A 25,197-nucleotide genomic window follows, 5' to 3' on the forward strand; every position below is an offset into this window, starting at 1 on the left:
ACAACCTCCGCTCTAAAGACATTTCCTCACAAAGCCTTTCGCTTCGTAAAGTTTTTTTTCAGCTTCCTCCCTCGACGCTCCTGTCAGAAGCATAACAATTGCCGTCTTAATTGACTGGTCTGCCTCCCGCAGGGCCAAAACTGCCTGCTTTTCTGAACACTGTGTACTTTCCATAACAATTCGTTTTGCCCTCTCCTCCAGCTTATGATTTGTGGCCCTCATGTCTACCATATAATTGCCATATACTTTCCCGATCCCCACCATTGCTGCAGTCGATATCATATTCAAAATCAGTTTTTGACATGTTCCCGCCTTCAGCCTTGTAGAGCCCGTCAATACTTCCGGCCCTGCATCCACCTCAATTGCAATATCTGCAAGATCAGAAATAATAGCATGGTAATTACACGCAAGGCTGATACAAGCTGCCCCTTTGTCTTTGGCAGTCCTCAGTGCACCGATACAGTACGGAGTTCTTCCTGATGCTGCAATAGCTAAAACCACATCTTGTTTTCTTAGGTCGATTCTTTTCAAATCCTTCGCCGCCAGTTCCTCGGAGTCCTCCGCGCCTTCCTGCGCATGGACAAAAGCCCTCTCCCCCCCTGCCATAATTGCCATTACCTCATCTGTCGTAGAGAAGGTAGGAGAGCACTCTACCGCATCCATTACTCCCATTCTCCCACTCGTACCAGCACCGGCGTAAATCAATCTTCCGCCGTTTTCCAATGCATGAATTACCAGCTTTACTGCCCGCTCAATTTCAGGGATGGCTTTTCTGACTGCTTTTATCACATTCTCATCTTCTTGATTCATTAAAAGCAGTAACTCGCGGGTTCCCATGTTATCCATCTCTTTTGATTTGGGATTGCGCACCTCTGTATTTAGCTGTTCCCACTGTTCTTCTATCATTTTAACCCCTTCTCCTAACTACATACCGTCCTCTTTCTCCTTTGGTATATATGTTTTCTTCATTTTTGCTGCAGCCTCATCAAAATGCCGATTCAAATATGCTGTGTATAAAATGTCCACAACATTTAGCTGAGAAATGCGCGAGGACATTGCTCCGCTTCGAATCAAAAATTCTGATGCCGCTACATATAGCTTGTAGTCAGCTATTTCTGCTAATTTTGAATCCACAAATCTGGTGATTGCAATCACAGATGCCCCCATCATTTTTGCTGTTTTTGCACATTTCACCATTTCTTCCGTAAGCCCTGAGTAGCTAATTACAATTGCCACATCTTTTGAAGTCATGTTCTTTGCCTGTAAAAGCTGTACATGCCAATCTTCATGAATAAAACAGGCCTTACCTATCCTTAAAAATTTCATATATGCGTCCTGAGCTACCAAAAGAGAAGATCCCATGCCGAAAAAACAAACATTCCGGCACACTTCCAACAAATCCACACACTGCTTCAGTACATCTTCATCCAGCAATTTGCTGGTCTTTTCCAGAGAGACAATGTTCTTATAAGTAATCTTCGCAATCAAATCCTCCAATTTATCTTCCCTCTGGATTTCTTCACTTTTTGCATCTTCGCTCTGTTCACGAATAGTCATTTCGGCAATCAATGCCTTTTGAAACTCTTTATATCCTGAAAACCCTGTTTTCTTACATAATCTTACTATGGTAGAAGAGGAGGAAAAGGCAGCTCCTGCCAACTGATGTATACTATATGAGGATGCCTCTTTTGGATGCTCCAGAATAAACCGGACAATCAACTTTTCTGCACTGCTTGCCTTTTCTTCATATTCTTGAAATCTAACAAGTACACTTTTCATACTCTTTATTCTTCCTCTGGATCAGTAAATCCTAATAACATACAGAACAAAAAACCTGCTGCATATGATATTGCGACCGCTATTAAATACTTCACCGGACTGGTTGTAATCAAAGAGAGCTGCAGGCCCGATAATTCTGGAATCTTTGCTGCTACGTGCATCATTGCCATAGCGCTTCCTCCCACAGCCCCTCCAAGACAGGATGCAAGAAATGGTTTGCCTAAGGGAACCGTCACACCCCACATCAGCGGCTCTCCAATTCCCAGCATTCCAACCGGGAGTGCATTCTTACATATCTTTTTAAGGCGCTTATTTTTTGTCTTCAGAAATACATAGAATGCTGCTCCTACCTGTCCTGCTCCTGCCATACATGTAACCGGCAGCAGATATGTCACTCCAAAATCACTGATCAGCTGTGCATTAACAGCAATTAATCCATGATGCATACCTGTCATAACCAGAGGCAGATATACCAAGGTTGCCAAACCGGCCAGCGCTGGAACATTGTAAATAATATACTGAACAAAATTTCCGACAGCATCTGATACAAATCCTGCAATGGGCTGAAATACAATGAGTCCAAGGAATGTCATAATAAAGATGGTAAACAATGGCGTAAGGAAAGTGTCCAGGATTTCCGGCATTTTTTTCCTGATTGCACGTTCGAGCTTTGCGCCTATTGCAGCAACAATCAGGACAGAAATTACACCGCCCCTGCCGGCCTCACATTCAATTCCCAGAATATGAACTCCGGTAATAGCGGACGCATTTAAAATGGATGCCAGTACTGCACCCAAAATCGGTGAGCCGCCAAATTCTTTTGCAGTATTATAACCTACAATAATAGGCAAAATTGTAAATACAGAATATGCTATCGCCGACAATATCTTTCCAAAGTCCGATTCCTTTAATCCCGGAAAGAACACATAACCGGCTTCGTAAATGGCAACCATCAATCCACAGGCAATAAATGCCGGCAAAATAGGAATAAATACATTTGCAACCTTTTTTAACACCCTCTTAAAGGGAGTGTTATTTTTTTCCCTGTTCTCTTCCTTCCGCACTGCCGCTTCATCAATTTCACTACTTTTTATTCCTGTAATCTCCGACATTTCCGCTGCAAGCTTGCTGCTCTTCCCCGGGCCTACAACAAGCTGTACATTATTATCTTGTACCGTGATTCCTAAAATATATTCTTCCTTTTTCAACTGCTCTATTTCACATTTTTCAACATCTTTCACATTGATACGTATACGTGTCATACAGTTTTCAATAGACAGTAAATTTTCTTTTGTTCCCATTTTTTTGATGATATCCAATGCCATCTCTCGATTATTCATAATCTTTCCTCCTCGCACCCGTACTGGTACTCTTTAAAAGTTGTCTGGCGTCTCTTACTCCAAAAATTATAGTTCTTTTTTATAGGAAACAAAAGTTCTGAACGTTTGTAGGCCGTGCCGTTCATAATATCTTCTTCCCGGTTCATCCGTTGTGACAAAATACATTCTGTATATTCCTTTTTTACACATTTCATAACATTGGAGCTCCAGAAGAATCCCTCCAATTCCAGCATTTCTTTCTGACTCTGCCACACCAATAGGCCCAAATCTCATTGGGTTTCCATCGATAGCTCTCATGCAAAATCCGCAGATGTTTCCTTCTTTGTTTAGTACAAGCAAAATCACATCTTCCGCCGTTTCATTTTGCATTGCAATCAGTGCATTGCGCTTCCAACCGCCTCCAAATTCTATACGCAGAAATTCTAACAATTCCAGAGTATACTTATAATCAAATTTCACAAATTGATAGCCCTTTTTCTCAGCCTCTCTTTGCTTCTGAAGCGTATCCCCCGGTATCCGGTAGCCATGAAGATTCTTTCCCATTGAATAATGCTTTTCCTGTGATGCATATCCTCTTTTTTCAAAAAAACGGATTGCCGATGGATAATTTTCGAAATCTACACCCGGGAAAAAATAATTGGGAGAATATGCCCCCAATGTGATATTTGTGCATCCGACTTCTTTTAAAGCATTTTCACAATTTGTAAGTAATTCAGCTCCAATACCGCAGCACTGATACTTTTCATCTACAAACAGCACATTCACCCACCCGCGCTCCGGCTCCAGCCCTCGCTCCAGATATGGGAATTTCCGCTTTGTCCCATAAATGAAGCCAATGACCTTTTCCTCATCTACTGCAACCCAACTTAAATCCGTGTTGAAATTTTCATCCAATATTGCTTGTCTGCGAAACTTTCTGACATCAATAGCGTCAAAGGTGCAGGTGCGGTTCCATAAATCAACAATCTTTTCTTCATCTGCCTGAACATAATGCCTGATTTCCATACATTCCCTCCTTCCAAATCATCACACTTCGAGTAACATTATAGATAGATATTATCACCCGAAACAATTTTGTCAATTCATTTTTATAATGATGAAATTTTATTTCATACTTTGGATGAATTATACTATTTTCTAATCTATTTTTGATTTTTTTATACATATATGTTAACTTCCAGAAATTTTCCGCCTAAATAACTAAATCCTGCCACCAGTCTTAATGCTAGTGACAGGATTTATTTTTATTCTGCTTTTGCAGAATCGGTATTTAGGAATGCCAGTATCTCTTCATAGGAACGGCCGCTCTTCTCAACAGCAGCAATCAACTCCTCTTTTCTGATGGCATCTCTTTTGTTCAAAAGCTGCTTCAGATTTGCAGTTGCATTCTTGCTGTTTTTTCTCACTCTTGCCATTTTCACTTTCCCCCTGATTTATTGTTTTATTTCCTCTAATTCTTTACTCAGTTCAGTTCCTGTTCAATGATACCGGCCTTTTCTTCCGGGAGTAAAGATGTATGGCTCTTCTCATCATAATGAAGGTAGAAATACTTTTCAAATCCCGGCCCAAACTCCTTCGCTTCATTGCTATGCTTTTTCAAAAACATGGTCATACTTTTATCATCATTTAGCCAGGACTGTATCTCATTTTGTTCCAGGACAAGAGGAACTTATTTCCTCAAGCCGTTTTTAACTAAAAAAAATTAAGTTTCGGTTGCCAAGAGTAAACGAGTAAATTCGGTATATCTGAGAGTTACTCTCGCACCGATACTCTTACCCTATTATTATAAACAAAAAGGTAACTTAAAACATTTACCCCTAAGTGGTTTCTTTACTCTCTGCGGTTTCGGTCCAAAAGTAGTATATTGGATATGTCTTAAAGCTTTCTTGTTCTTCTTCCGTAAGCTTATTAAAATGAACTTGGGCAGCAACTTGATTCGAAAGCAATAGGTATGCACCTACCTTCAAATCTTCCTTACTTTCCGAACTCTCTGCTATTTCACATAGTTTCTGAACCTCTTGCAGCGTAAGCTCTCTTTTTCGTTTTACAATTTGCAAAGAATTGAGATGCCTAATTTGTAATTTATTTGATTGTCAGCCAGACAAAATCATGGAATATGTCCCTAGTACTCAAAAACATTAATGCCTGAGATTAGGTCTTTTGAGCATAGAATAGCCAACAATAGAGAAGGAAAAGAGAAGAATCGTATTCTAAATTATGTATTATGTCCCCATAAAAAAGATAATGATATTATAATAGAAAACAGTTGAAAATGTTATTTGAAGTGTGTTAGAATAAAATCATAAAGAACAATCACCACTGAGTGGTAACCATTAGTCTAAGTAAATTGCCTTAAGGCAACGACCTATCCTGTTGGCCGACAGGATAGGTCATTTTTATTTTCGCTTATTATTCCTATCTATGTAGGTAAGCAATGCAATTAAGAATAAACCAAAGGTCAACATCAACGATATTGCATCTGATATATCCATTTGCACCACCTCCCCTCTTTATAAAAGTTTGGGAGGCTACCACCCTGTACACGGCTGTTCTGATGTATTATAACAAACAACCAGTTGTAAATTAAAATTCTATTTCTATTAATACTACATAATTTTAAACCTAATGTATAGTTCTTATTATTGATTTACTCAAAATGTCTGAACTGTATATCGTCAATTATCCTTAATTCGAAAAAAATTCTTAGGTAAAATTCTTAGGTAAACCAAAATTAGCAAAGTAAAAGGGCTTGCAATGTGCTTGCAAACCCTTGTGTTTACTGGCTTCCCAGTAATCGGAGTGACGTGATTCGAACACGCGGCCTCTACGTCCCGAACGTAGCGCTCTACCAAGCTGAGCCACACTCCGATATGCATTTTCTTCTTAAATAAATATTCAAAATTTACCCTTGTAAATCTCCAAGCTACGGATAGAGGATTTGAACCTCTACTAACAGAGTCAGAGTCTGCTGTGCTGCCGTTACACCAATCCGCATTGTCATGATATGTCCATGTCAGACGCAACATGATTATTATAACCAGTGTCTCCAAAAAAATCAAGTACTTTTTCAATTTTTTTGAGAAATTGGAACAGTTCAGCCATGCGAATTTTCAGTAGTGGAATTGATCTGATGGCTGAACTGTGGCGGCTATTTGACAGAATATTCTGACTTTGGAGAGCAAAAGGGTCAGACCCCTTTTATTCTTTCGATGGCTGCTGTTGTATTTTCGTAGCTTCCGAATGCGGTCAGGCGGAAGTAACCTTCTCCGCTGGGGCCGAATCCTGAGCCGGGGGTTCCTACTACGTTCGCTTTCTCCAGAAGGTAGTCAAAGAATTCCCATGAGGTCATTTTTTTTGGTGTCTGCAGCCAGATATAGGGTGCGTTGACTCCTCCGGATACGGTGTAGCCGGCGTCTTTTAGTCCTTCATAGATAATTTTGGCATTATTCATATAGTATGCTATCTGTTTTTTCAGCTGTTCTTTACCCTCCGGGGAATAGGCCGCTTCTCCGGCTCTCTGCACAATGTACGGGGCACCGTTGTACTTTGTCCCGTGACGCCTTGCCCAGAGAGAATGGAGGGTTACATCACCGGATTTTAAATCTTTCGGTATGATAGCCGCCCCTAAGCGCACCCCGGTGAAGCCTGCGTTTTTTGAGAAGCTTCTGAGCTCAATTGCACAGGTTCTCGCACCTTCACATTCATAAATTGTGTGAGGGACGTTTTCTTCGGTAATATACGCCTCATAAGCTGCATCGTAGATAATAACTGCCCCTACTTTATTTGCATAGTCCACCCACTCCTGAAGCTGAGACTTTGTGATGGTGGAGCCGGTCGGGTTGTTTGGGAAACATAGATAGATAATATCTGGTGTCTCTTTTGGCAGCTCCGGTGCAAAGTTTGTCTGAGCCGTACAGGGCATGTATATGACATCGCTCCACACCTCGGTCTTGGGATTGTAAGTCCCTGTTCTCCCGGCCATGACATTTGTATCCACATATACGGGATATACCGGGTCACACACGGCAATTTTATTATCTGTGCTGAATATTTCCTGGATATTTCCTGAATCACACTTGGCTCCGTCTGAAATAAACACTTCATCGGGTGAAATATCACAGCCCCGTGCTTTATAATCGTTCTGGGCCATGGCATTTCTCAGAAATTCATAGCCCAAATCCGGTGCATAGCCATGAAAAGTCTCTGCATTTCCCATTTCATCTACTGCACTATGCAAAGAGTCTATAATAGCCGGTACAAGGGGCTGTGTCACATCACCTATTCCGAGCCGGATTATAGATTTATCTGGGTTAGCTTCTGTATATGCTTTCACCCTTTTTCCAATCGTTGAGAATAAATAACTCCCAGGTAATTTCAGATAATTATCATTAATTTTAAACATCTTTTTCTTCCTTCCATTCTCCGTCAAACACAACTTCGGCCGGGCCTGTCATATACACGGTGTCTTTTTCCCAATCCCACTCTATAAATAAATCGCCGCCCAGCAGTCTGACTGTGATTTTCTCCTCCGTAAGCCCACCCAGCACACAGGCCACTGCAACCGCACAGGCACCGGTTCCGCAAGCAAGGGTTTCACCTGAGCCCCGCTCCCAGACTCTCATTTCTACAGTATTTCTGTCTAGTACTTTTACGAATTCCGTATTGATACGGTTAGGAAAACACTCGTGATTTTCAAATTTAGGACCTATTCGTTCAATGTCCAAATGTTGAATATCGTCCATGTAAATAACCACATGAGGATTTCCCATCGACACGCCTGTCATTTTATATTCTCTCCCATCCACTTCTATAGGAACATTTATTACAGTTTCCCCTTCTGCCAAAATAGGAATCCTATCAGGCTTCAGTTCAGGTTTACCCATATCTACCCGAACCTGCACCACCTTTTGGTTTTCAACAGTCAGCACCAGATATTTTATCCCGCTCAAAGTTTCTACGGATATCTGCGTCTTATCAATCAGACCGTAATCATAGACATATTTTGCTACACAGCGGATTCCATTTCCACACATCTCTCCCCGGGAGCCGTCCGCATTATACATCTCCATTTCAAAATCGGCCACTGAGGACGGATTAATCAATATCAAACCATCTGAGCCGATTCCAAAGTGTCTGTCACTTATTTTCACAGCAAGTTCCGCCGGATTTCCTATCTTTTCTATGAAACCATTTATATAAACGTAGTCATTTCCCAAGCCCTGCATTTTCGTAAATTTCACTTTTCTTTCTCCTCATATAACTTTTATTCTGACATAATTGTCAGTATCATCTGGGCGGTCTCCAGTATATTAGTTCCACTGTCCATGCTGCTTTTCTGAAGATACCGGTGAGCTTCCTCTTCCGTCATTTGATTGCGTACCATCAACAAGGCCTTCGCCTCCTCGATGATTGCCTTCTGCTCGGGATTTCGCTTTTTTGCCATCTCCCGCCGTTGCCGCCGTTTCTTTTGGAGGGCCTCAAGCATCATTTCTACAGTATTCAGAAGATCATATACCTTTACCGGAGTGGGCAGACCCACAACCCCTTCAATCAGGCCCTCGCCCCATTTATCCGGGGAGGCTATCAACAACATTTCAAATGTCTCGGGAAGCCACTCCCTTAATTCTGAATATAACATATCCTGCATCTTATATCCACAGATAATAATACCACAGTCAAAATCGTCTGCAGACTGAAGTGCCTGGGCACCGGTAGTACAGATATCCGATATATCAATACCGCCCCGTACTAATATGTTGCGAATATTTGCTGCTGTCTCTTTTTTGGGAAACACAACTATGACGCTGCTCATACCCGCTCACACCTCCTGCCCGCTCTCACTTCAAATTATATAAGTTTCCATTACACTAGTGTACTGTCCCGTTGACTTTCAGCTGAAAATCCAGGCAAGCTATTTAGCGAAATGTCAATGGGACAGCACACCAGCTCTGCGTGGGAAATGTTACATCTTATACAGATAGTTGGCAATCTCCCACTCTGTGACCTGCATGCTGTAATCCCGGTATTCCTTCTTATACGCAGCAATCATTTTTGCTGCCAGATCCTCCCCCAGCACTTTGCAGATAAAAGTATCCTTCTCAAGCTCATGAACCGCCTCCAGAAGGCTTCCCGGAAGTGCCTCCAGATGCAGTTGCTCCAGCTGCTCTGCCGACATGTCCTGTATATCTTCATCCACACTGTTCTGGGGCACAATTTTATTCCTAATGCCATCCATACCCGCTGCCAGCAAAACTGCCAATACCAGATACGGATTGGCCGACGGATCTGGACTCCTAAGCTCGATTCTCGTCTTTTCCCCTCCCACAGAGGGAATCCTGATTAAAGGACTCCTTGTTTTTGCAGACCATGACATATATACAGGAGCCTCATATCCGGGCACAAACCGCTTATAAGAATTCACAGTCGGATTTGCTATACATGTGATTGCCTTCATGTGCCGGAACAGACCACCTATAAAATAATATGCCTCCTGACTCAGCCCATTTTTATCACTGCTGTCCTGAAATATATTGGTGCCTTCTTTTGACAGGGACAGATTGATATGCATCCCTGAACCGTGAGCCTCGCTTTTGGGCTTCGGCATAAATGTTGCATGAAGCCCATGGCGCTTTGCAATGGTTCTGACAACCAACTTAAAGGTCATAATGTTGTCTGCTGCAATAAGAGCTTCATCATATCGGAAATCTATCTCATGCTGGGCGGGAGCAATTTCATGATGAGATGTCTCTATTTCAAATCCCATCTGTTCCAGAGTCAGAACCATGTCTCTCCTTGCATTTTCACCAAGATCAAGAGGCCCTACATCAAAATATCCTCCCTGCTCATGGGTGATTGTTGTGGGAATGCCATTCTCATCTGTGTGGAACAGAAAAAACTCACACTCCGGCCCCACATTCACGGTATATCCCATCTCCGCCGCCTCACGGACAGCTTTTTTCAGAATATACCTGGAGCCGCCCTCATAAGGTGTCCCGTCCGCGCGGTGCACGTCACAAATAAAACGTGCCACCTTGCCCTGCTGCGGCCTCCACGGAAATATCTCAAATGTATTCAAATCAGGATATAAGTACATATCCGGTGATTCTGAATTTGGATAGCCCTTTATGGCAGAGCTGTCAAACATGCATTCATTGTTCAGCACCTTCTCCAGCTGGCTTGCCGTAACAGCCATATTTTTCATAGTGCCGTAAATATCCGTAAACTGAAGGCGAATGAACCCCACATCCTCTTCTTCCACCAATTCCAGGATATCCTCTCTCGTGTAATTATGCATAGCATTACCTCCTAACCGTAAAATCCAGTGTACTGTATCATTTTGCCGCCCTATAGTTTTCTGAAAACCAGTTCTGTAATTCTTAGTTTTCCCACAATTTAAAAAGGAATGCTTTTCCTGAGAAAAACACCCTTGTTTTGTACTATTATAATTATTTGACGGAGAAATGTCAATCTATCTTCGTGCACTATCTTATAAATTTGCCGATTTGAATCCTAAGCTGCTCAAAATCACCATTATGTACCAGAAGTTCCATTTGTTCCTGTATATTCAGACTGTAGATTCCTAAAATAGATTTGGCATCTACTGTTCTCCTTCCCTGAATCAGGTCCGTGTCCCCTTTATAATTCCTGACCAACCATGCAAATTCCTGGATTTCGTCCAATGTTAAAAACCTCAGACTTACTGAATTTACTGCCGATGTTCCTCCCATCATAGCTTTATCCTCCTGCCTTCTGCAAATAATTGTCTGCCGCTTTCAGTAAAACTGCCTGTACGCGGCAATTATTTTTTAAAAACAGGATTGATTATACACCATTTCATGAAATAAAAAAAGAGGACTTTTCTAATCATTTTATAACCTGGTAACAGTTCAGCCATGCGAATTTTCGACAGCGTAGGCAGGAGAAAGCTTGCTTTCGTATGCATATGCTGCCGAAAATTCATATAGCGCTCTGCCACAGCGAGATGAAGCGCAGCACATGTCCTTGGTTAGCAACCGTAGTGTGGTTGTTTAACAAGGACGGTACCCTTGGGGTGGAATCGAGCTGATGGCTAACTGTTACATAACCTGAAGTACCTCTTCTTTTTCCGGCATGGAACGTATCGCTCCTTTCCGTGTAGTAATCAATGCTGCTGCTGCATTTGCAAAGGTAAGCATCTCTCCAAGTTTTTCCTCTGTCAAGTTGTCAAGGCCATACTCCAGCACATAATTCAGTGCACTGCCGCAAAAAGTATCCCCCGCGCCGGTTGTTTCAATCGTGTCCACCTTATAACCTTTTCTCTCCACCCGCATATCTTTATAATAAGCCCGGCTTCCATCCTTTCCAAGGGTGAGCAGAATCAACGGAATATGATACTCCTCCTGAAGATACTGAACCGCCTCATCGTAATCCTCTTTGCCGGAAACAAACTGAACCTCATTGTCCGAAATTTTCAGGACATCACAAAACCCGAAACCATACTCCATCTGCTCTTTCGCCAAATCCAGTGAGCTCCAGAGAGGAGGACGTAAGTTTGGGTCAAAAGAAATCAACAGACCATTCTCCCTAGCGATATTCAAGGCCTTCTTCGTCGCCTTTCGAACTCCTTCATGGGTCATTGACAATGTACCGAAATGAAAGATTTTTGACTGTTTCAGAAATTCAGGATCAATCTCCTCTTCTGTCAGCATCATGTCTGCTCCCGGATTTCTGTAAAAAGAAAACTCACGGTCTCCATCGGGATATGTATGAACAAAAGCCAGTGTTGTGTTGACTTTTGTATCCATCTGAAGATTAGAGGTGTTGATTCCAGCCTCGTCCAGTGTGTCCTTTAGCAGGACACCAAACTGATCTGTTCCTACTTTTCCGAGGAATGCCGTTTTTTTTCCCATCTTATTCAGCATAGCGAGCACATTGCAAGGCGCTCCGCCGGGGCAGGCCTCAAACATATTATTGCCCTGCTCACTCTCTCCATTCATTGTAAAATCAATTAATAACTCTCCCAGCGCGATTACATCCAGCTTCTTTTCCATAACCGTCTCTCCTTTGTTTATTATTGTAACTATTCAGAACCAAGCTCGAAAACCCATCGTTTTCTCACGGTTTGGCTCTCTCCAAATATATCTGCTTGTTTCTGAACAGTTACACTTAATTGAAATACACCAGTTCCTCTATAGGTTCTGCTGCTTCTATGTGCTCTGCCTCCAGAACCGGTCCTATGCCGCGGTACACAGATACTCTCTTAAAACCTACCTTGGCCCGCACAGTTACCCACTGTCCCGGATTCAATTTAGGTGTGTAGGCGCTTTTACAGACATAACCGAGAAATGTAGTGTCGTCCGCACAGCAGGTCATTGCCATACGTCCCGGGAAAAATACCTTGGAGGGAAAGCCTTTGGGCTTTACCACTCTTGCCGTAAATTCTACGGTCTTGCCTTTATACCGGTCTGGATTGTCCATCACATCCACATACCAGATTCCGTAATCTTCTCGGTGCACCTCAATTACCGGAGCATCCAAGTCATAGGGAACATCACCCTCAAAAATGTCTTCCACTTCGCCATTTCCATCTTCAAATATTACCTCGGCCTGGGGGCTTACCACCTTAACACTGCGTCTGTAGCCTGCCAGCGGCTTTCTGTCCGCACAGCGGTTAAAAATAACCATCTCCGAATCCCGAACCATCTCTACAAACAGGGGCTTGAGATTTGTCAGATACATCTGAAAGGTACTGGCATCTACCGTAGTTATTTTTTGCTCAATTCCCCAGCCTTTGGGCAGCTTAAGCTTTTCAAAATCGCTGACCTTCCACATGCCGTTATACTCTACAACAACACGCTCCGGATGATACTTCTTATCCATCTTTTCAAGCCAGTCTTCTGTCAAATCACCTTGTTCCTTCACGCATTCTACCTTCACGTTATATTTTAACATGTCCTGGGGACTGTACTCACCTTCGCCTTCCTCGCATAGAATCAAAAGCGTTGTGCCCTCAATCTGGAAATAATCCTGCTTGAGTGTAAAGTTCAAAAACTCTGTCTTCCCACTGTCCAGAAATCCCGTCATCAGATATACCATTACATCAGGTTCTGTCATTTCTTCATCTCTCCAATTCTCCCTGCAGATTTTTGATCTGGCAGGCCGTCAGCTTATTCTGCTTTAAATAATTCGGCCAGCTTTGCTTCATTTAACTTAGAGCCGATTACACAGATTCTGCCTGTATATTCAGCTGCACCGCTGCGCACCTCATGTTCTCCCGGAACCATATCAAAATAAATCCATTCTCCGTCGCCTGCAACTATGCCTTTGGCACGAAGAATAACCCCAAATGATTCATCCTTTTCCAGGGTTGTCAGGATGTCCCCGATTTCATCCTTTGTATACTTCCGGATTGTTTCACGGCCCCAGCTTGAAAAGACCTCATCTGCATGGTGATACTCTTCATGGTGATGGTCATGTTCCCCGTGATGATGCTCGTGTTCTTCATGATGGTGCTCATGGCTGTGCCCCTCACAGTGGTGATCATGGTCATGCCCGCAGCCGCATGTACCGCCGTGTTCGTGATGTTTTCCGCATTCGGGGCATATGATTTCAGCCAGCAGCTCTTCCTCAAGAGACTTACTTCCCTCCATGGTTTCCAAAAGCTTTTCCCCTGTCAGCTGTTCAATCGGCGTTGTGATAATCGGAGCTTTTTGGTTCAGCTCTCTGAGAATCTGATAACTTTCCTCAATTTTTTCCGGTTTTGCCTTATCTGTTCGGCTCAAAATAATTGCTCCGGCATATTCCACCTGATTGCTGAAAAACTCTCCAAAGTTATTCTTATAAATCCGGCATTTTGTAGCATCCACCATTGTTGTAAAGCTATTGAGTTGCGCATCAAGCTCACCCTGTACGTCCTGAACCGCCTTTATGACATCTGAAAGCTTCCCCACTCCCGATGGCTCAATTATGATTCTGTCCGGATGGTATGTATCCACCACTTCCTTCAGAGATTCGCCGAAGTCACCCACCAGAGAACAACAGATACACCCGGAATTCATCTCACGGATTTCAATCCCTGATTCTTTGAGGAATCCACCGTCTATCCCGATTTCTCCAAACTCATTTTCAATAAGTACTACCTGCTCTCCCTTAAATGCTTCCTTCAACATTTTCTTAATAAATGTTGTCTTTCCGGCTCCGAGAAATCCGGAAATAATATCAATTTTAGTCAAAATAACTGCCTCCTGTTTTTGCTTTTATCGTATATCAAGTTCAACGGGGCAATGGTCTGAGCCCATAACCTCTGTCAGTATCTTCGCATCAACCAGTCTCTCCTTTAAACTTTCTGAAACGCAGAAATAATCAATACGCCACCCTGCATTCTTCTCTCTTGCACGGAAGCGATAAGACCACCATGAATAGATTCCCTCCTGGTCAGGATAAAAATACCGGAAAGTGTCGATGAACCCGGAGTCCAGAAGCTCTGTGAACTTTTCTCGTTCCTCGTCCGTAAACCCGGCATTCTTCCGGTTTGTCTTTGGATTTTTCAGATCAATTTCTTTGTGGGCCACATTCATATCTCCTGTAACTATAACCGGTTTGCTTTCTTCCAGCTTTTTAAGATATGCCCTGAAATCATCCTCCCATTTCATGCGGTAGTCCAGCCTTGCAAGCTCATTCTGGGAGTTTGGTGTATATACTGTCACAAAGAAAAAATCTTCAAATTCCAAGGTAATGACACGCCCCTCCTGGTCATGTTCCTCAATTCCGATGCCATATAACACAGACAGCGGCTCCTTTTTTGTAAATACAGCCGTTCCTGAGTATCCTTTCTTAACCGCGTAATTCCAATATTGGTGATATCCCTCCAGGTTCAGCTCCAGCTGTCCTTCCTGCATCTTCGTTTCCTGCAGGCAAAATATATCCGCATCCGCCTGAAGAAAGAAATCCATGAAGCCTTTCTGCACACATGCACGGATTCCATTTACATTCCATGATATAAGTTTCATACCTACCTCCTTATCTCCCGGTGCACTGTCTTGTCGGCATTTTGCCAAATATCTTCAATGAGACAGTGCACCAGTATATCAGTCAGTCGACGCGAACTTCATGCCGTACCAACTTTATTCATAATAGACTTCTTTCAGAAACAGTCCCATGGCAGGCGCAAGAAACCCGGCATATTCCCGCTGCCCGGCCTCCAGGGCCTTCGCGGCTTCTTTCGGTGCTCTCTTACCGATGCCGATCTCCAGCAGCGTCCCTGTCAAAATGCGGACCATATGGTACATAAAGCCTGTCCCACAATATTCCATCCGTACCTTGTCGCCCTGTTTCTCAATGATTATATCATAAATTGTCCGGATTGTGGATATTTCATCTTTTTTATCTGTAAATCCTGCAAAATCATGTGTGCCTGTCAAATATCCCGCCGCTTCCTTCATGGCAGAAATGTTTAATTTATAAGGATAATGATAGCAGTATTTTCTTGTGAAAACATCCGGTTTCTCCCGGGTATCCACAAAATATTCATATCGCTTGCCTTTGGCATTTTGCCGCGCGTGAAAGCCATTTTTCATAAGCAGCATTTCTTTGACCCTGACATCCTCGGGCAGCACCGCATTTAGTTTCAGACGAAATTCATTTTCTGCTACCTTACCCGGCAGAGTCACACTTGCAGTCTGGCCCTTTGCATGTACACCCCCGTCTGTCCTGCCGGAGCCGTCTATTTTTGTTTCCCGTCCTGCCACCTGAGTGATTGCCGTTTCCAATACCTCCTGTATAGTCATCTCTGTTGTCTTTTGTCTCTGCCAGCCCTGATACCTTGTTCCGTCATACACTACAGTCAACTTATATGTCCGCATATTCCTTCACTTCTCCATCTTTTAAAAAGAGTACCCTGCTGCACAGCATACTCACTACATCCAAATCATGGGATACAAACAGGTAACATATTTTTTCCTTTTCCTGCAGTTCGCGAAGGAGCTCAATAATCTGAGCCTGTACGGTCACATCCAGTGCAGACAAAGGCTCATCTGCTAAAATCAGCCTTGTTCCCGTCATAAGTGACAGCGCAATGCTTGCACGCTGCCTTTGCCCCCCGCTTAATTCTCTTGGGTATCGGGCATAGATTTCCGGCAGAAGATGTACCTGTTTCAGCATTTCCTCCGCTTTCCTGCGGCGTTCATCCTTTGAATATCCCCCCTGAATTCTCAAGGGTTCTTCCAGAATCCATCCGATAGTCTTTCTTGGATTTAAAGACCTAAAGGGGTCCTGAAATATCATCTGGGGACGTTTTGTATAATGAACAATTTCTCCTTCATAATCCTTTAGCAGACCAAGGACACATTTACACAGAGTGGTTTTTCCGCTGCCGCTTTGTCCTGCCAGACCCACAGCTTCTCCTTCATGTAATGTGAAAGAAACATCTTCCAGTACTTGTTTCCTTTGTCTTCCTTCTCTATAAAATGCATTCAGATGCTTTACTTCCAGAATCTTTTCCGCCATCTTACTCACCTGCCTCTGCACATAAAAGTTCATAAAAAGCAGTACTTCTGGTGTGCCCCGGAATTGCAGCAATCAGTTCCTTTGTATACTCTGTCCGGGGATTCTCAAATATTTCCCGGGTTATACCTTCCTCCAGTATTACACCGTCTTTCATCACCAGTACACGGCTGCACAGCTCATTTACAGCTCTCAGATTGTGTGAAATGAACAGAATCCCCATGTCATACTTTCTATTCAGCTTTTTCAGCAATTTTAATATACTCTCCTGTGTTCCTACATCCAGCGCAGTCGTCGGCTCATCTGCAATTAAAAGCTTTGGCTTACATACAATCGCCGCCGCAATCATAACCCTCTGACGCATTCCGCCGGATAACTCGTGTGGATATTTTCCGTACAGCAAATCCGGATGATCCAGCTCTGCATCCTCCAAAGCACGTATAACTGTTTTCCTGCGCTCCGTTTTGGAAAGCACCGTGTGAAGAATCAAAGCTTCCTCTACTTGCTTTCCAATTTTCATCGTCGGGTTCAGTGCGGTCATAGGCTCCTGGAATATCATACTGATATCCTTGCCCTGGATTTTCCTCATTTCCGCCGAGGGCAATTTCAGCAAATCAGTATCGTCCAGCAAAATACTTCCTCTTTCCAAAATCTCATGTTCCTTTGTGAGACCTGCTATAGTCAAAGCCGTCATCGTTTTCCCGGAGCCGGACTCCCCCACAATTCCAAGGATTTCTCTGTCCTGCATCTGAAACGAGATGTCCCTCACAGCCTCCTGTATTTTTCCGTTGTCCTCAAAATAAATGGACAGATTCTCTACTTTAAGCATTATCTTCCACCCCCGAACCTGTCCAGAATACCTTCCCCGAGCATATTTACCCCAAGTATCAAAAGTATCAAAAAGATTCCCGGGAAAATTGCACACCAGGGCCCGCTTGCCAGATATGTCTGGGACTCCGACAGCATCAATCCCAAGCTTGCATCCGGCGGCTGTACACCGATTCCAAGATAGCTCATCCCGGCCTCCTGTACCACAGCATTGTTAAATCCGATAGCCAGTGCGGATAAAAGCGCTGGCATAATATTCGGCAGGATATGAACAAACAAAATTCTGGGGGCAGACACGCCTATGAGCCTGGCGCTGACTATATAATCCTCTTCCCGGCAGCGTAAGAACTCTCCCCGTACAATTCTGGCAAAGCTGGGGATAAATGCAATGCCCAGTGCCAGCATGACTTTGTATTTTCCTGTTCCCCATACACTGATGATCACTAACGCCAGAAGCACACTGGGAAATGCTGCCAGGGCGTCATTTACCCGCATCAATATCTCATCCAGCCATCCTCCGAAATATCCGGTCACTGCTCCTGCCAGAATTCCAACTCCCCCGCCGATTACAATGGTTCCCAGCGCCACAATCAATGTGTTGCCGGCACCCACCAGTATCCGGCTGAACACATCCCGTCCAAACTGATCCGTACCAAAAACATGGGCCAGTGCGGGACCACTCAGTTTGAGAGACCCCTGCATGGCCTCTGGATCATAGGGGGACCAGAAGAATCCCAGTATAATAAGACCCACCATCACAGCTGTAAGGACCAGACCAAATACAAAGTTATAACCAGTTTTTCCCAATTTCCTTTTTCTTATTCTCAACTGCTTCAATTTCATGCCCCTACACTTCAATACGCCTGTCCAATTTCTGATACAGCAAGTCTACCAGCACATTAACTACCAGAATCACCGCGGCAATTAGAACAATAATTGCTTCCACCACAGGGTAGTCTCTCTTTGAGATAGAAGAAATCAATGTCCGGCCAAGTCCCGGTATGCCAAACACCTGCTCTATAACGATACTGTTTGCAATCATATCCGCAATTGCCATCCCAAGGAAGGTAACTACAGGAGAGATACCGTTGCGCAGTACATGCCGCACCAGCACCCGCCAAGGATTATTTCCCCTGCTCTGCGCCGTACGCACATAGTCCTGTCTCATCTCTGCCAGTAGGGAATTGCGAAATAATTTTATCGTCATAGCCGCCTTGGGCAGTGCAATTGCAATTCCGGGCAATATAAGATACTTAAAAAAGCCGCTTACACTCTCTTCATAAGACACATAGCCGCCCGGAGTAAAAAGTCTGAACACCAGTCCAAACAGCACCGTGAAGATAATTCCTATAAAGAACGGCGGAACCGACATAGTAATCTGATTCAAAATCGTAAATAGCTTGTCTATAAATTTGTTTTCATACCTCACACACAGTATACTGATTGGTGTAGAAAATAAAAGAATAAATAAAAATGCAATCGCCGTCAGTGTAAGAGTGATTGGAATCTTATCTCCAATCATCTCCCTCACAGGAGTTTGGTAGGAGTAAGAAATACCCATATCTCCCCCAACAAAATCTTTAACCCACCGTCCATAGCGCTGCGGCAGGGGACGGTTTAAGCCCATCTCCTCCCGCAAAGCCTGGACTTTGCTCTCCGTAGCCTCTGTGCCCAGAATACTCCTGGCAGGATCTCCCGGAATCACCTCAAAAGCAAGAAAGGCAAGTATGCTGACAATTAATAATGTGATTATAAGACCTGATAATTTTCTGATAACAAATTTCATACCTGCCTCCTTTTAAAACGGGGTCTGACCCTTTTGAGGCCCGTTTTTCGAATTGTTTCCAACAATTCGGAAAATGGCGGGCAAAAGGGTCAGACCCCTTTTTCTACTCTATCATATATATTGTGGACATGTCCTGTACATATAAGGGATAGAATACATATCCGTCATATTTATCGCTGACTGCAACCAAATTTGCAAGATCCTGAATATATACATTAGCAGCCTTGTCAATGAGTATCTCTTCCAATTGTTTATAAAGTTCTGTCTGCTTTGCTTCATCTGTGGCAGAAATTGCCTCTTTAAATATCTTGTCATACTCTGCATCACTGAAATTGATAAAGTTTCCGGAATTACCTGTTGTGAACCTCTCAAGCATTGCCCGGGCGGATAAGTTTGCAGCATCCACACCGACTACAGTGGACTGGTAGTGGTGGTTCGCATAAACATCCTCCAGCCAAGATTCCCATTCAATCGGCTTAATTTTCACATTAACACCGATATTTTTCAATTCTTCTGCAATTACCTGGGCAGTATCCACATGTGGCTGATCTGCTGAGCTCACTGTGATCTCCAAGTCGAAGCCATCCGGGTATCCCGCCTCCTTTAATAACTTCTTTGCCTTGTCATAGTCCTGCTCATAATAACTTGCGTATTCATCATCATAGTACTTCTTAAGTCCCGGATACATACTGGTTCCAATGCGCACGCCTTTTCCGTCTGACACGATATCCATGATTTCATTCGGATTGATTGCATAGCTCAGCGCCTTTCTTACCTTTTCGTCATCCAGTGGCTTTACAGCATTGTTCAGATACAGGGCCTGAACCAGGTTCATGGTTCCCTCTTCAATATGGAACCCGCTTTTAAGTTCTGCCGCCTGACCGGATGTCAGCCGCATTGCCATATCAATGGAACCGCCCTTTAAATTAGTTACCAGCATATCCGCATCTGCCACAATCTTAAATTCAACCTTATCTAAATGTGCCTTTTCTCCCCAATAGTCCTCATTCTTTTCTAGAATAACATTTTCCTGAGGACTGCGTGAGACAAACTTAAAGGGGCCAGTCCCCACAGGTGCCGTCTCAAGGGCATCATAATCTTTCGGGATAATCGCGGTCGTCATATAGGCGAGGAACTCTGTATTTGGTTCTTTCAGACGTATCTCCACTGTTTTATCGTCCAGGATATTCACACTGTCAATAATAGAATACGCTGATACCAATGGATCCCCATTTGACGTATCAGCGCATCTGTCTATTGAATATTTCACATCTTCCACCGTCACACCATTCCCATTATGAAACTTTACTCCATCACGCAAAGTAAACGTATATACCCTTGCATCATCAGAAATTTCATAACTACTCGCTACGGCTTCGACTAAATTACCACTCTTATCCGGCTTTACTAAGCCTTCATAAATGTTAAATAAAACCTCTTTCGTTCCTGCCGCAACTGCTTTGTGTGGGTCAAGACTGTCCAAATCCTGGGAAATACCAACCTTAATACTTCCACCTTCGACCGGGTTTCCTGAAAGCTTATTCTCAGTAGTTGACGGTGCCGCCTTCTTATCACCTGAGCACCCGCCCAGTGCAATAGCTGCAGCTACTGTGAGTACCAGAATTGTCTGTGCTACTCTTCTTCTCATAATTGTCTCCTTCTTCAAACATAACCTTCATTATTAAATTGTCGACTTTTATTTTATAGGATTTGTGGCTCTTTGACAAGCTTTTTATGCCAGAAATTTCTTCAGCTCTGACATAAATGTATTCACATCCTTAAATTCTCTGTATACAGAGGCAAATCTGACATAAGCAACCGGATCCAGCTCCTTTAGCTTGTCCATGACAATCTCGCCGATCAGGCTGCTGGGAATCTCTTTTTCTTCCCTGTTAAAGATTTCCAGTTCCACCGCATCTATCGTCTTCTGAATTTTGTCTGCCGGAACGGGTCTCTTATAGCAGGCTCTTAGAATTCCTGATTCAATCTTAGAACGGTCATACTGCTCCCTGTTGTTGTCCTTCTTGATTACAATCAGCGGAATAGTTTCAATCTTTTCATAAGTCGTGAAACGCTTTCCGCACTCATCACAAGAACGCCTCCTGCGGATTGAACTGTTATCCTCCGCCGGCCTGGAATCAATTACCTTGGTATCAGGATGTCCACAATAAGGGCATTTCATAATATATTCCGCCTTTCTTCTAATCTTTCACCCCATTATACACAATATCTAGTACTTTTGCAAAAACTTTTCCTCCCGGATTTCTACTAATATGATGTCCGGTCCGATCTTCTTTATACATTCCCAGGGAATGACATATTCGCTGTCCGTGCCCAGAAAACCGCATATCTTTGCCGGACCCGGTATAATAATAGCTTCTATCCTGCCATCCTTAATGTCTATTGCCACATCTACAACACAGCCAAGCCGCTTGCAGTCGCACACATTAATTACTTCTTTTTCTCTTAATTCACATAGTCTCATATTTTCACCTGGTTTCCTATTGCACCAAAAATGCCCGCAACAGAGCAAAAGTCTCTCTCACTTTTACTCTATGCAGGCATTCCACGGCACGTGATAAACTGTGCCTAAATTGACATTACTTTTTCACTTTCAAATGCTTTTCCTATGACTCCAATTAAAACTGCACCAAATACAAGTGTCATCCCCAGGGTTATTCCATACTGCATCGTTGTAACCTCCTGGGTCAGTATACCCTGCAGAGCCAGGGAAGTATTATAAATCGGCACCGCATACACCCACTCACCGGGAGTCTTTGTTGTAAACATTGTGGTCATCCCCAGAACAAGAATCAACATATAAACGGGCATTACATAGGAACTGGCTTCTTTCGTTGTCCTGGCAAACACGGAAACCAGAACAATGATTGCAGAATACAAAAAGGCGATTGCAACAAGCAAAACGGCCAGCATGGCAATCTGTTTCGGGTTTAATGTAAGATTCATCCCCAGATCCGCCCCCCCTATCATCTGCGGCATGAACGCAACCAACGCTCCCACATAAATAACTGAGGAAACACCGGAAATAATCATCAGGGCAATTACTTTTCCCAATACAATGGAGCTTCTCTTTATTGGAGAAACCAGAAGACTTGCCATAGTTCCCCGCTCTTTTTCTCCCGCTACCATATCTGTTCCGATCCCCATAGCCCCGGCAAATAATAGGATGGTCACGAAATACGGGAGCATCATGCCCAGAATCTTGCCGCCGGCTTTTTCTTCATCCTGAATCACCATATCCGGGTTATCCGAATTTACTGTAAATACCGTCAGTCCTTCCATATTATCTACTCTTTGAGACAAAAGACTCTGGCGATATGCTTCTAGTACTCCTGTTGAAATAGTGTCATATGCGGCGCGGGAATAGTCCTCTGAAGGATTATAGTATGTCTTTATCTGGGGAATGACATCTCCCTGCTTATAACCAGATACCATATCCACAAAATTTTCCGGAAATTTAATCAGTAAATCTGCATCTCCGTTCTTAATCATTTCTGTTGCTTTTTCCCAGTCGCTCATCTCATAAATTTTACAATCCTTGTCTGCTGCTTTTAGAAACTGAGGAAATCCGACAGGGGAATTTTGAATATAAACAATGGAGGTGTGAGCCTCTACATCCTTCTGGGCATTGTTGCTTAAATTTCCCACCAGTGACATAATCCCAACCATAATGATGACCGGAAGAAAGAAAACAGAGAAAATCATCTTTCTGTCCCGGAACACTCTGTCCAGTTCTTTTCCACATATAAGTTTGATTCCGCTCATTTTACTTTCCTCCTTTTTGGTGTCTGTAAAGTTCAAAGAAAGCATCTTCCAAGTCCTCTGCATTTGTATCATGAAGTATCTGACCAAGTGTCCCCTCCGCCACTTTTTGCCCGTCAATAATTACTCCTATCCTGTCGCAGATTTTCTCCGCCTCGGACATAACATGGGTAGATATAATCACCAGCTTTCCCTCAGCTTTAAGTTTTTTTAAATAGTCGGTCACACTTCTGGCTGTAATAACATCCAGCCCATTCGTAGGTTCATCGAAAATGATAATTTCCGGATCATGCACCAGGCACACTGCAATAGCGGCCTTCTGGGCCATCCCCGTGGACAGTTCCTTTATCTTTTTATGGGAGAAATCCTTAATTCCAAAATAAGTAAACAATTCTTCCTTCCTGGCTGCAAGTTTATCTTCCTGAATATGATGGAGCCTGCCAAAAAAGTTAAACATATAATCCACTGAAAATTGAGGATCCAGCTTAATATCCCCTGTCAGAAAGCCAATCTTCTCTCTCACCTTCTCAGGTTCTCTCTTCACCTCATGCCCAGACACAAATATCTCCCCCCTTGTAGGCTTGATAATTGTGGAAATACAGCGCAGAGTAGTGGTCTTGCCGGCACCGTTAGGTCCCAAAAGCCCATATATCTCCCCTGGCCTTGCAGTAAGACTTAAGTTATCCACAGCAGTCTTTAAGGTATCTGTGGTCTTGGATTCCTTCATTTGTTTTTTGTTTAATTTATAAATTTTAGTCAGATTTTTAATCTCTATCATAATGCCCCTCCTCTCATTGTACTATTGTGTTAATACAAATATATCTTTTTGAAATATATTTGTCAATAAGGATTTTTATCACAGCCACCCCTTTTTTTCTTTTCCAAAATATACTACAATACTAAGATACCAGGATTGTGGGAGCACAAAGTGCGGAGCAATCTGCAGGTATCATACTTACAGAAAATAGGGAGGACCAAGCTTTGAAAGAAACCATATTAATATTCTATGTTCCAGATAAAGAAAAACGACTGAAAATCGAAATGGCACTGTTTCCGCTCCATGTGCGGCTAAAGTACATAAAGCAGGAAGATTACCACCAGCCCCTCGGCGTGCTGGCCGGCATAAAAGATGCCGTCCCCGCTGAAGGCAGTTACACCGGTGAAGAGCTTCCAAACACCATGATTGTCTTTGCTTTCTTCAACGACAGCCGCCTGAATCAGGCACTGGCCGCCCTAAGAAAGAGCGGTGCCGGCTCATTTCCCTACAAAGCAATCCTGACCCCCACCAACCAGTTCTGGACTGCCCAGGAATGCTTTGCCGAACTCAAACAAGAACATGAAGCTTTGAATTAGAAAAGGGGTCAGACCCTTTTGCGGCTGGTTTTCAGAATATTCTGAAAATTATGGGTGTAAAAGAGTCTGACCACTCTACAACTTTTTTTCAAAATATTTTTTAAGGACTGCCGCCAAAATACAATATGTCATCACCATTCCCCACACTGACCAAAATACTGCCATGTTGAAAAAGCCAGACACCAGCATGACCACATAGCATACTCCCATGATAATCACCCCGGCCCAGTACATAGCTTTCTCTGCAATCATATGATTTCTTTCATCCGATTCTTTCAGGCGTTCCGCATGCAGCAGCTTTTCATTTTTCAACATTTTTTTCGTCTTCAGTATGTGCTTAAGTGCAAAAAAGAATATAACTGCTCCTGTCCCCGTGAACACCCCGCTCAAAAAGGATCCCTGAACCCCGTTGTCCGTCATCATCCAGAGCAGGGCAACTATAATTGTAACCACACCAAATATACATAATACTCTATCCCGCTTTATCCCAGAAATAAGTTTATTCTTGTACTCCTCATCTGTCTTTGCGCCCTGACTCAATGTTTGTATTAGCATATATTTTCCTCCTCCAAGTTAAATATAAAAATATCTTCAATTGTCATATCAAAATACTGCGCAATCTTATGTGCCAAAATAAGCGATGCATTGTATCTGCCGCTCTCCAGAGAAATAATCGTCTGCCGTGTCACTTCGACTGCATCAGCCAGTTCATTCTGTGTGATTTTACGCTCCTTTCTCAGTTCTTGAATACAGTTTTCCAAAAATATCCCTCCTCGAAAATGTTTATAGCGTACAGTTCACTTTACATTTTTAGTATAGTTTACTTTACATTTCTTGTCAAGCGTATTT

The 25,197-nt window shown here is 43.1% G+C and carries 29 protein-coding genes and 2 tRNA genes; 1 reads left to right on the plus strand and 30 read right to left on the minus strand.

Annotated elements, in window-relative coordinates; genetic code table 11:
• Nucleotides 1–12 precede the first annotated feature (12 nt).
• The 28 genes from murQ to EDD59_RS03805 all read right to left on the minus strand — a co-directional run bounded on the left by murQ (nucleotide 13) and on the right by EDD59_RS03805 (nucleotide 23,773).
• Nucleotides 13–906, minus strand: a complete 894-nt coding sequence (gene murQ, locus EDD59_RS03675) for an N-acetylmuramic acid 6-phosphate etherase (RefSeq protein WP_132379015.1) — start codon at nucleotides 904–906, stop codon at nucleotides 13–15.
• 18 nt (nucleotides 907–924) lie between these two features.
• Nucleotides 925–1,779 carry a MurR/RpiR family transcriptional regulator gene (locus EDD59_RS03680; RefSeq protein WP_132379017.1) on the minus strand — a complete coding sequence of 285 codons (855 nt, stop codon included), beginning with the start codon at nucleotides 1,777–1,779 and terminating at the stop codon, nucleotides 925–927.
• Between the two features lie 5 nt (nucleotides 1,780–1,784).
• Nucleotides 1,785–3,119, minus strand: a complete 1,335-nt coding sequence (locus EDD59_RS03685; RefSeq protein WP_132379019.1) for a PTS transporter subunit EIIC — start codon at nucleotides 3,117–3,119, stop codon at nucleotides 1,785–1,787.
• A 66-nt stretch (nucleotides 3,120–3,185) separates the two neighbouring features.
• Nucleotides 3,186–4,124 (minus strand): GNAT family N-acetyltransferase, encoded by a 939-nt coding sequence (locus tag EDD59_RS03690; protein ID WP_132379021.1) that lies wholly within the window; start codon nucleotides 4,122–4,124, stop codon nucleotides 3,186–3,188.
• 239 nt (nucleotides 4,125–4,363) lie between these two features.
• Nucleotides 4,364–4,534 carry a hypothetical protein gene (locus EDD59_RS17685; RefSeq protein ID WP_165920849.1) on the minus strand — a complete coding sequence of 57 codons (171 nt, stop codon included), beginning with the start codon at nucleotides 4,532–4,534 and terminating at the stop codon, nucleotides 4,364–4,366.
• 47 nt (nucleotides 4,535–4,581) lie between these two features.
• The gene (locus tag EDD59_RS17690; protein WP_165920852.1) at nucleotides 4,582–4,731 is read right to left on the minus strand and encodes a hypothetical protein; all 150 of its coding nucleotides are present in this window, start codon (nucleotides 4,729–4,731) and stop codon (nucleotides 4,582–4,584) included.
• 784 nt (nucleotides 4,732–5,515) lie between these two features.
• Complete coding sequence (locus EDD59_RS18045) at nucleotides 5,516–5,611, minus strand: putative holin-like toxin (RefSeq protein WP_132379023.1); 96 nt, start codon at nucleotides 5,609–5,611, stop codon at nucleotides 5,516–5,518.
• A 302-nt stretch (nucleotides 5,612–5,913) separates the two neighbouring features.
• Nucleotides 5,914–5,987 (minus strand) — tRNA-Pro (locus EDD59_RS03705).
• 55 nt (nucleotides 5,988–6,042) lie between these two features.
• Nucleotides 6,043–6,113: transfer RNA gene (locus EDD59_RS03710), tRNA-Gln, on the minus strand.
• A 193-nt stretch (nucleotides 6,114–6,306) separates the two neighbouring features.
• A complete protein-coding gene (locus tag EDD59_RS03715) occupies nucleotides 6,307–7,521 on the minus strand; it encodes an LL-diaminopimelate aminotransferase (protein ID WP_132379025.1) in 1,215 nt (404 codons plus the stop codon).
• A complete protein-coding gene (gene dapF / locus EDD59_RS03720) occupies nucleotides 7,514–8,359 on the minus strand; it encodes a diaminopimelate epimerase (protein WP_132379027.1) in 846 nt (281 codons plus the stop codon). The genes EDD59_RS03715 and dapF overlap by 8 nt, the downstream gene beginning before the upstream one ends.
• A 23-nt stretch (nucleotides 8,360–8,382) precedes the next feature.
• A complete protein-coding gene (locus tag EDD59_RS03725) occupies nucleotides 8,383–8,931 on the minus strand; it encodes an ANTAR domain-containing response regulator (RefSeq protein ID WP_132379029.1) in 549 nt (182 codons plus the stop codon).
• Between the two features lie 150 nt (nucleotides 8,932–9,081).
• Nucleotides 9,082–10,413 carry a type I glutamate--ammonia ligase gene (gene glnA / locus EDD59_RS03730; RefSeq protein WP_132379031.1) on the minus strand — a complete coding sequence of 444 codons (1,332 nt, stop codon included), beginning with the start codon at nucleotides 10,411–10,413 and terminating at the stop codon, nucleotides 9,082–9,084.
• Between the two features lie 187 nt (nucleotides 10,414–10,600).
• On the minus strand, nucleotides 10,601–10,849 hold the full coding sequence (locus EDD59_RS03735) for an HPr family phosphocarrier protein (protein ID WP_132379033.1): 249 nt from the start codon (nucleotides 10,847–10,849) through the stop codon (nucleotides 10,601–10,603).
• Nucleotides 10,850–11,194: 345 nt separating this feature from the next.
• Nucleotides 11,195–12,148: a carbohydrate kinase family protein gene (locus EDD59_RS03740; RefSeq protein WP_132379035.1), complete on the minus strand. Its 954-nt coding sequence runs from the start codon at nucleotides 12,146–12,148 to the stop codon at nucleotides 11,195–11,197.
• Nucleotides 12,149–12,263: 115 nt separating this feature from the next.
• Nucleotides 12,264–13,211, minus strand: a complete 948-nt coding sequence (locus EDD59_RS03745; protein WP_132379037.1) for a TIGR03943 family putative permease subunit — start codon at nucleotides 13,209–13,211, stop codon at nucleotides 12,264–12,266.
• Between the two features lie 53 nt (nucleotides 13,212–13,264).
• Nucleotides 13,265–14,329 (minus strand): CobW family GTP-binding protein, encoded by a 1,065-nt coding sequence (locus tag EDD59_RS03750; RefSeq protein WP_132379039.1) that lies wholly within the window; start codon nucleotides 14,327–14,329, stop codon nucleotides 13,265–13,267.
• A gap of 24 nt (nucleotides 14,330–14,353) precedes the next feature.
• Nucleotides 14,354–15,106 (minus strand): exodeoxyribonuclease III, encoded by a 753-nt coding sequence (locus EDD59_RS03755; protein ID WP_132379041.1) that lies wholly within the window; start codon nucleotides 15,104–15,106, stop codon nucleotides 14,354–14,356.
• 114 nt (nucleotides 15,107–15,220) lie between these two features.
• A complete protein-coding gene (truA, locus tag EDD59_RS03760) occupies nucleotides 15,221–15,958 on the minus strand; it encodes a tRNA pseudouridine(38-40) synthase TruA (protein WP_132379043.1) in 738 nt (245 codons plus the stop codon).
• Nucleotides 15,945–16,601 (minus strand): ABC transporter ATP-binding protein, encoded by a 657-nt coding sequence (locus EDD59_RS03765; protein ID WP_132379045.1) that lies wholly within the window; start codon nucleotides 16,599–16,601, stop codon nucleotides 15,945–15,947. The genes truA and EDD59_RS03765 overlap by 14 nt, the downstream gene beginning before the upstream one ends.
• 1 nt (nucleotide 16,602) lies before the next feature.
• Nucleotides 16,603–17,427 carry an ABC transporter ATP-binding protein gene (locus EDD59_RS03770; RefSeq protein WP_132379047.1) on the minus strand — a complete coding sequence of 275 codons (825 nt, stop codon included), beginning with the start codon at nucleotides 17,425–17,427 and terminating at the stop codon, nucleotides 16,603–16,605.
• The gene (locus EDD59_RS03775) at nucleotides 17,427–18,269 is read right to left on the minus strand and encodes an ABC transporter permease (RefSeq protein WP_132379049.1); all 843 of its coding nucleotides are present in this window, start codon (nucleotides 18,267–18,269) and stop codon (nucleotides 17,427–17,429) included. The genes EDD59_RS03770 and EDD59_RS03775 overlap by 1 nt, the downstream gene beginning before the upstream one ends.
• Nucleotides 18,270–18,273: 4 nt before the next feature.
• On the minus strand, nucleotides 18,274–19,212 hold the full coding sequence (locus tag EDD59_RS03780) for an ABC transporter permease (protein ID WP_132379051.1): 939 nt from the start codon (nucleotides 19,210–19,212) through the stop codon (nucleotides 18,274–18,276).
• A gap of 103 nt (nucleotides 19,213–19,315) precedes the next feature.
• Nucleotides 19,316–20,860 (minus strand): ABC transporter substrate-binding protein, encoded by a 1,545-nt coding sequence (locus tag EDD59_RS03785; protein WP_132379053.1) that lies wholly within the window; start codon nucleotides 20,858–20,860, stop codon nucleotides 19,316–19,318.
• An 84-nt stretch (nucleotides 20,861–20,944) separates the two neighbouring features.
• Nucleotides 20,945–21,394 (minus strand): transcriptional regulator NrdR, encoded by a 450-nt coding sequence (gene nrdR / locus EDD59_RS03790; protein WP_132379055.1) that lies wholly within the window; start codon nucleotides 21,392–21,394, stop codon nucleotides 20,945–20,947.
• A 48-nt stretch (nucleotides 21,395–21,442) separates the two neighbouring features.
• The gene (locus EDD59_RS03795; RefSeq protein WP_132379057.1) at nucleotides 21,443–21,697 is read right to left on the minus strand and encodes a YlmC/YmxH family sporulation protein; all 255 of its coding nucleotides are present in this window, start codon (nucleotides 21,695–21,697) and stop codon (nucleotides 21,443–21,445) included.
• A gap of 104 nt (nucleotides 21,698–21,801) precedes the next feature.
• Nucleotides 21,802–22,998: an ABC transporter permease gene (locus tag EDD59_RS03800; protein ID WP_132379059.1), complete on the minus strand. Its 1,197-nt coding sequence runs from the start codon at nucleotides 22,996–22,998 to the stop codon at nucleotides 21,802–21,804.
• Between the two features lies 1 nt (nucleotide 22,999).
• The gene (locus EDD59_RS03805; protein ID WP_132379061.1) at nucleotides 23,000–23,773 is read right to left on the minus strand and encodes an ABC transporter ATP-binding protein; all 774 of its coding nucleotides are present in this window, start codon (nucleotides 23,771–23,773) and stop codon (nucleotides 23,000–23,002) included.
• A 203-nt stretch (nucleotides 23,774–23,976) separates the two neighbouring features.
• Here EDD59_RS03805 and EDD59_RS03810 point away from each other — a divergent pair, with 203 nt between their 5' ends.
• Complete coding sequence (locus EDD59_RS03810) at nucleotides 23,977–24,348, plus strand: DUF3783 domain-containing protein (protein WP_132379063.1); 372 nt, start codon at nucleotides 23,977–23,979, stop codon at nucleotides 24,346–24,348.
• 75 nt (nucleotides 24,349–24,423) lie between these two features.
• Here the strand turns inward: EDD59_RS03810 and EDD59_RS03815 are convergent, their stop codons facing one another.
• Both EDD59_RS03815 and EDD59_RS03820 read right to left on the minus strand, forming a co-directional pair.
• On the minus strand, nucleotides 24,424–24,903 hold the full coding sequence (locus EDD59_RS03815) for a DUF2178 domain-containing protein (protein WP_132379065.1): 480 nt from the start codon (nucleotides 24,901–24,903) through the stop codon (nucleotides 24,424–24,426).
• Nucleotides 24,897–25,109: a helix-turn-helix transcriptional regulator gene (locus EDD59_RS03820; RefSeq protein WP_132379067.1), complete on the minus strand. Its 213-nt coding sequence runs from the start codon at nucleotides 25,107–25,109 to the stop codon at nucleotides 24,897–24,899. The genes EDD59_RS03815 and EDD59_RS03820 overlap by 7 nt, the downstream gene beginning before the upstream one ends.
• Between the last annotated feature and the right edge of the window lie 88 nt (nucleotides 25,110–25,197).

Origin of the sequence: Muricomes intestini (genome assembly GCF_004346165.1) — a bacterium.
Classification (GTDB): Bacteria; Bacillota; Clostridia; order Lachnospirales; family Lachnospiraceae; genus Muricomes; species Muricomes intestini.

Bases quoted from the DNA above. Each gene is read 5' to 3' on its own strand.
- murQ (WP_132379015.1), bottom strand. From the start codon at position 906: ATGATAGAAGAACAGTGGGAACAGCTAAATACAGAGGTGCGCAATCCC.
- EDD59_RS03680 (WP_132379017.1), bottom strand. From the start codon at position 1,779: ATGAAAAGTGTACTTGTTAGATTTCAAGAATATGAAGAAAAGGCAAGC.
- EDD59_RS03685 (WP_132379019.1), bottom strand. From the start codon at position 3,119: ATGAATAATCGAGAGATGGCATTGGATATCATCAAAAAAATGGGAACA.
- EDD59_RS03690 (WP_132379021.1), bottom strand. From the start codon at position 4,124: ATGGAAATCAGGCATTATGTTCAGGCAGATGAAGAAAAGATTGTTGAT.
- EDD59_RS17685 (WP_165920849.1), bottom strand. From the start codon at position 4,534: ATGGCAAGAGTGAGAAAAAACAGCAAGAATGCAACTGCAAATCTGAAG.
- EDD59_RS17690 (WP_165920852.1), bottom strand. From the start codon at position 4,731: ATGACCATGTTTTTGAAAAAGCATAGCAATGAAGCGAAGGAGTTTGGG.
- EDD59_RS18045 (WP_132379023.1), bottom strand. From the start codon at position 5,611: ATGGATATATCAGATGCAATATCGTTGATGTTGACCTTTGGTTTATTC.
- EDD59_RS03715 (WP_132379025.1), bottom strand. From the start codon at position 7,521: ATGTTTAAAATTAATGATAATTATCTGAAATTACCTGGGAGTTATTTA.
- EDD59_RS03725 (WP_132379029.1), bottom strand. From the start codon at position 8,931: ATGAGCAGCGTCATAGTTGTGTTTCCCAAAAAAGAGACAGCAGCAAAT.
- glnA (WP_132379031.1), bottom strand. From the start codon at position 10,413: ATGCATAATTACACGAGAGAGGATATCCTGGAATTGGTGGAAGAAGAG.
- EDD59_RS03735 (WP_132379033.1), bottom strand. From the start codon at position 10,849: ATGATGGGAGGAACATCGGCAGTAAATTCAGTAAGTCTGAGGTTTTTA.
- EDD59_RS03740 (WP_132379035.1), bottom strand. From the start codon at position 12,148: ATGGAAAAGAAGCTGGATGTAATCGCGCTGGGAGAGTTATTAATTGAT.
- EDD59_RS03745 (WP_132379037.1), bottom strand. From the start codon at position 13,211: ATGACAGAACCTGATGTAATGGTATATCTGATGACGGGATTTCTGGAC.
- EDD59_RS03755 (WP_132379041.1), bottom strand. From the start codon at position 15,106: ATGAAACTTATATCATGGAATGTAAATGGAATCCGTGCATGTGTGCAG.
- truA (WP_132379043.1), bottom strand. From the start codon at position 15,958: ATGCGGACATATAAGTTGACTGTAGTGTATGACGGAACAAGGTATCAG.
- EDD59_RS03765 (WP_132379045.1), bottom strand. From the start codon at position 16,601: ATGGCGGAAAAGATTCTGGAAGTAAAGCATCTGAATGCATTTTATAGA.
- EDD59_RS03770 (WP_132379047.1), bottom strand. From the start codon at position 17,427: ATGCTTAAAGTAGAGAATCTGTCCATTTATTTTGAGGACAACGGAAAA.
- EDD59_RS03775 (WP_132379049.1), bottom strand. From the start codon at position 18,269: ATGAAATTGAAGCAGTTGAGAATAAGAAAAAGGAAATTGGGAAAAACT.
- EDD59_RS03780 (WP_132379051.1), bottom strand. From the start codon at position 19,212: ATGAAATTTGTTATCAGAAAATTATCAGGTCTTATAATCACATTATTA.
- EDD59_RS03785 (WP_132379053.1), bottom strand. From the start codon at position 20,860: ATGAGAAGAAGAGTAGCACAGACAATTCTGGTACTCACAGTAGCTGCA.
- nrdR (WP_132379055.1), bottom strand. From the start codon at position 21,394: ATGAAATGCCCTTATTGTGGACATCCTGATACCAAGGTAATTGATTCC.
- EDD59_RS03795 (WP_132379057.1), bottom strand. From the start codon at position 21,697: ATGAGACTATGTGAATTAAGAGAAAAAGAAGTAATTAATGTGTGCGAC.
- EDD59_RS03800 (WP_132379059.1), bottom strand. From the start codon at position 22,998: ATGAGCGGAATCAAACTTATATGTGGAAAAGAACTGGACAGAGTGTTC.
- EDD59_RS03805 (WP_132379061.1), bottom strand. From the start codon at position 23,773: ATGATAGAGATTAAAAATCTGACTAAAATTTATAAATTAAACAAAAAA.
- EDD59_RS03815 (WP_132379065.1), bottom strand. From the start codon at position 24,903: ATGCTAATACAAACATTGAGTCAGGGCGCAAAGACAGATGAGGAGTAC.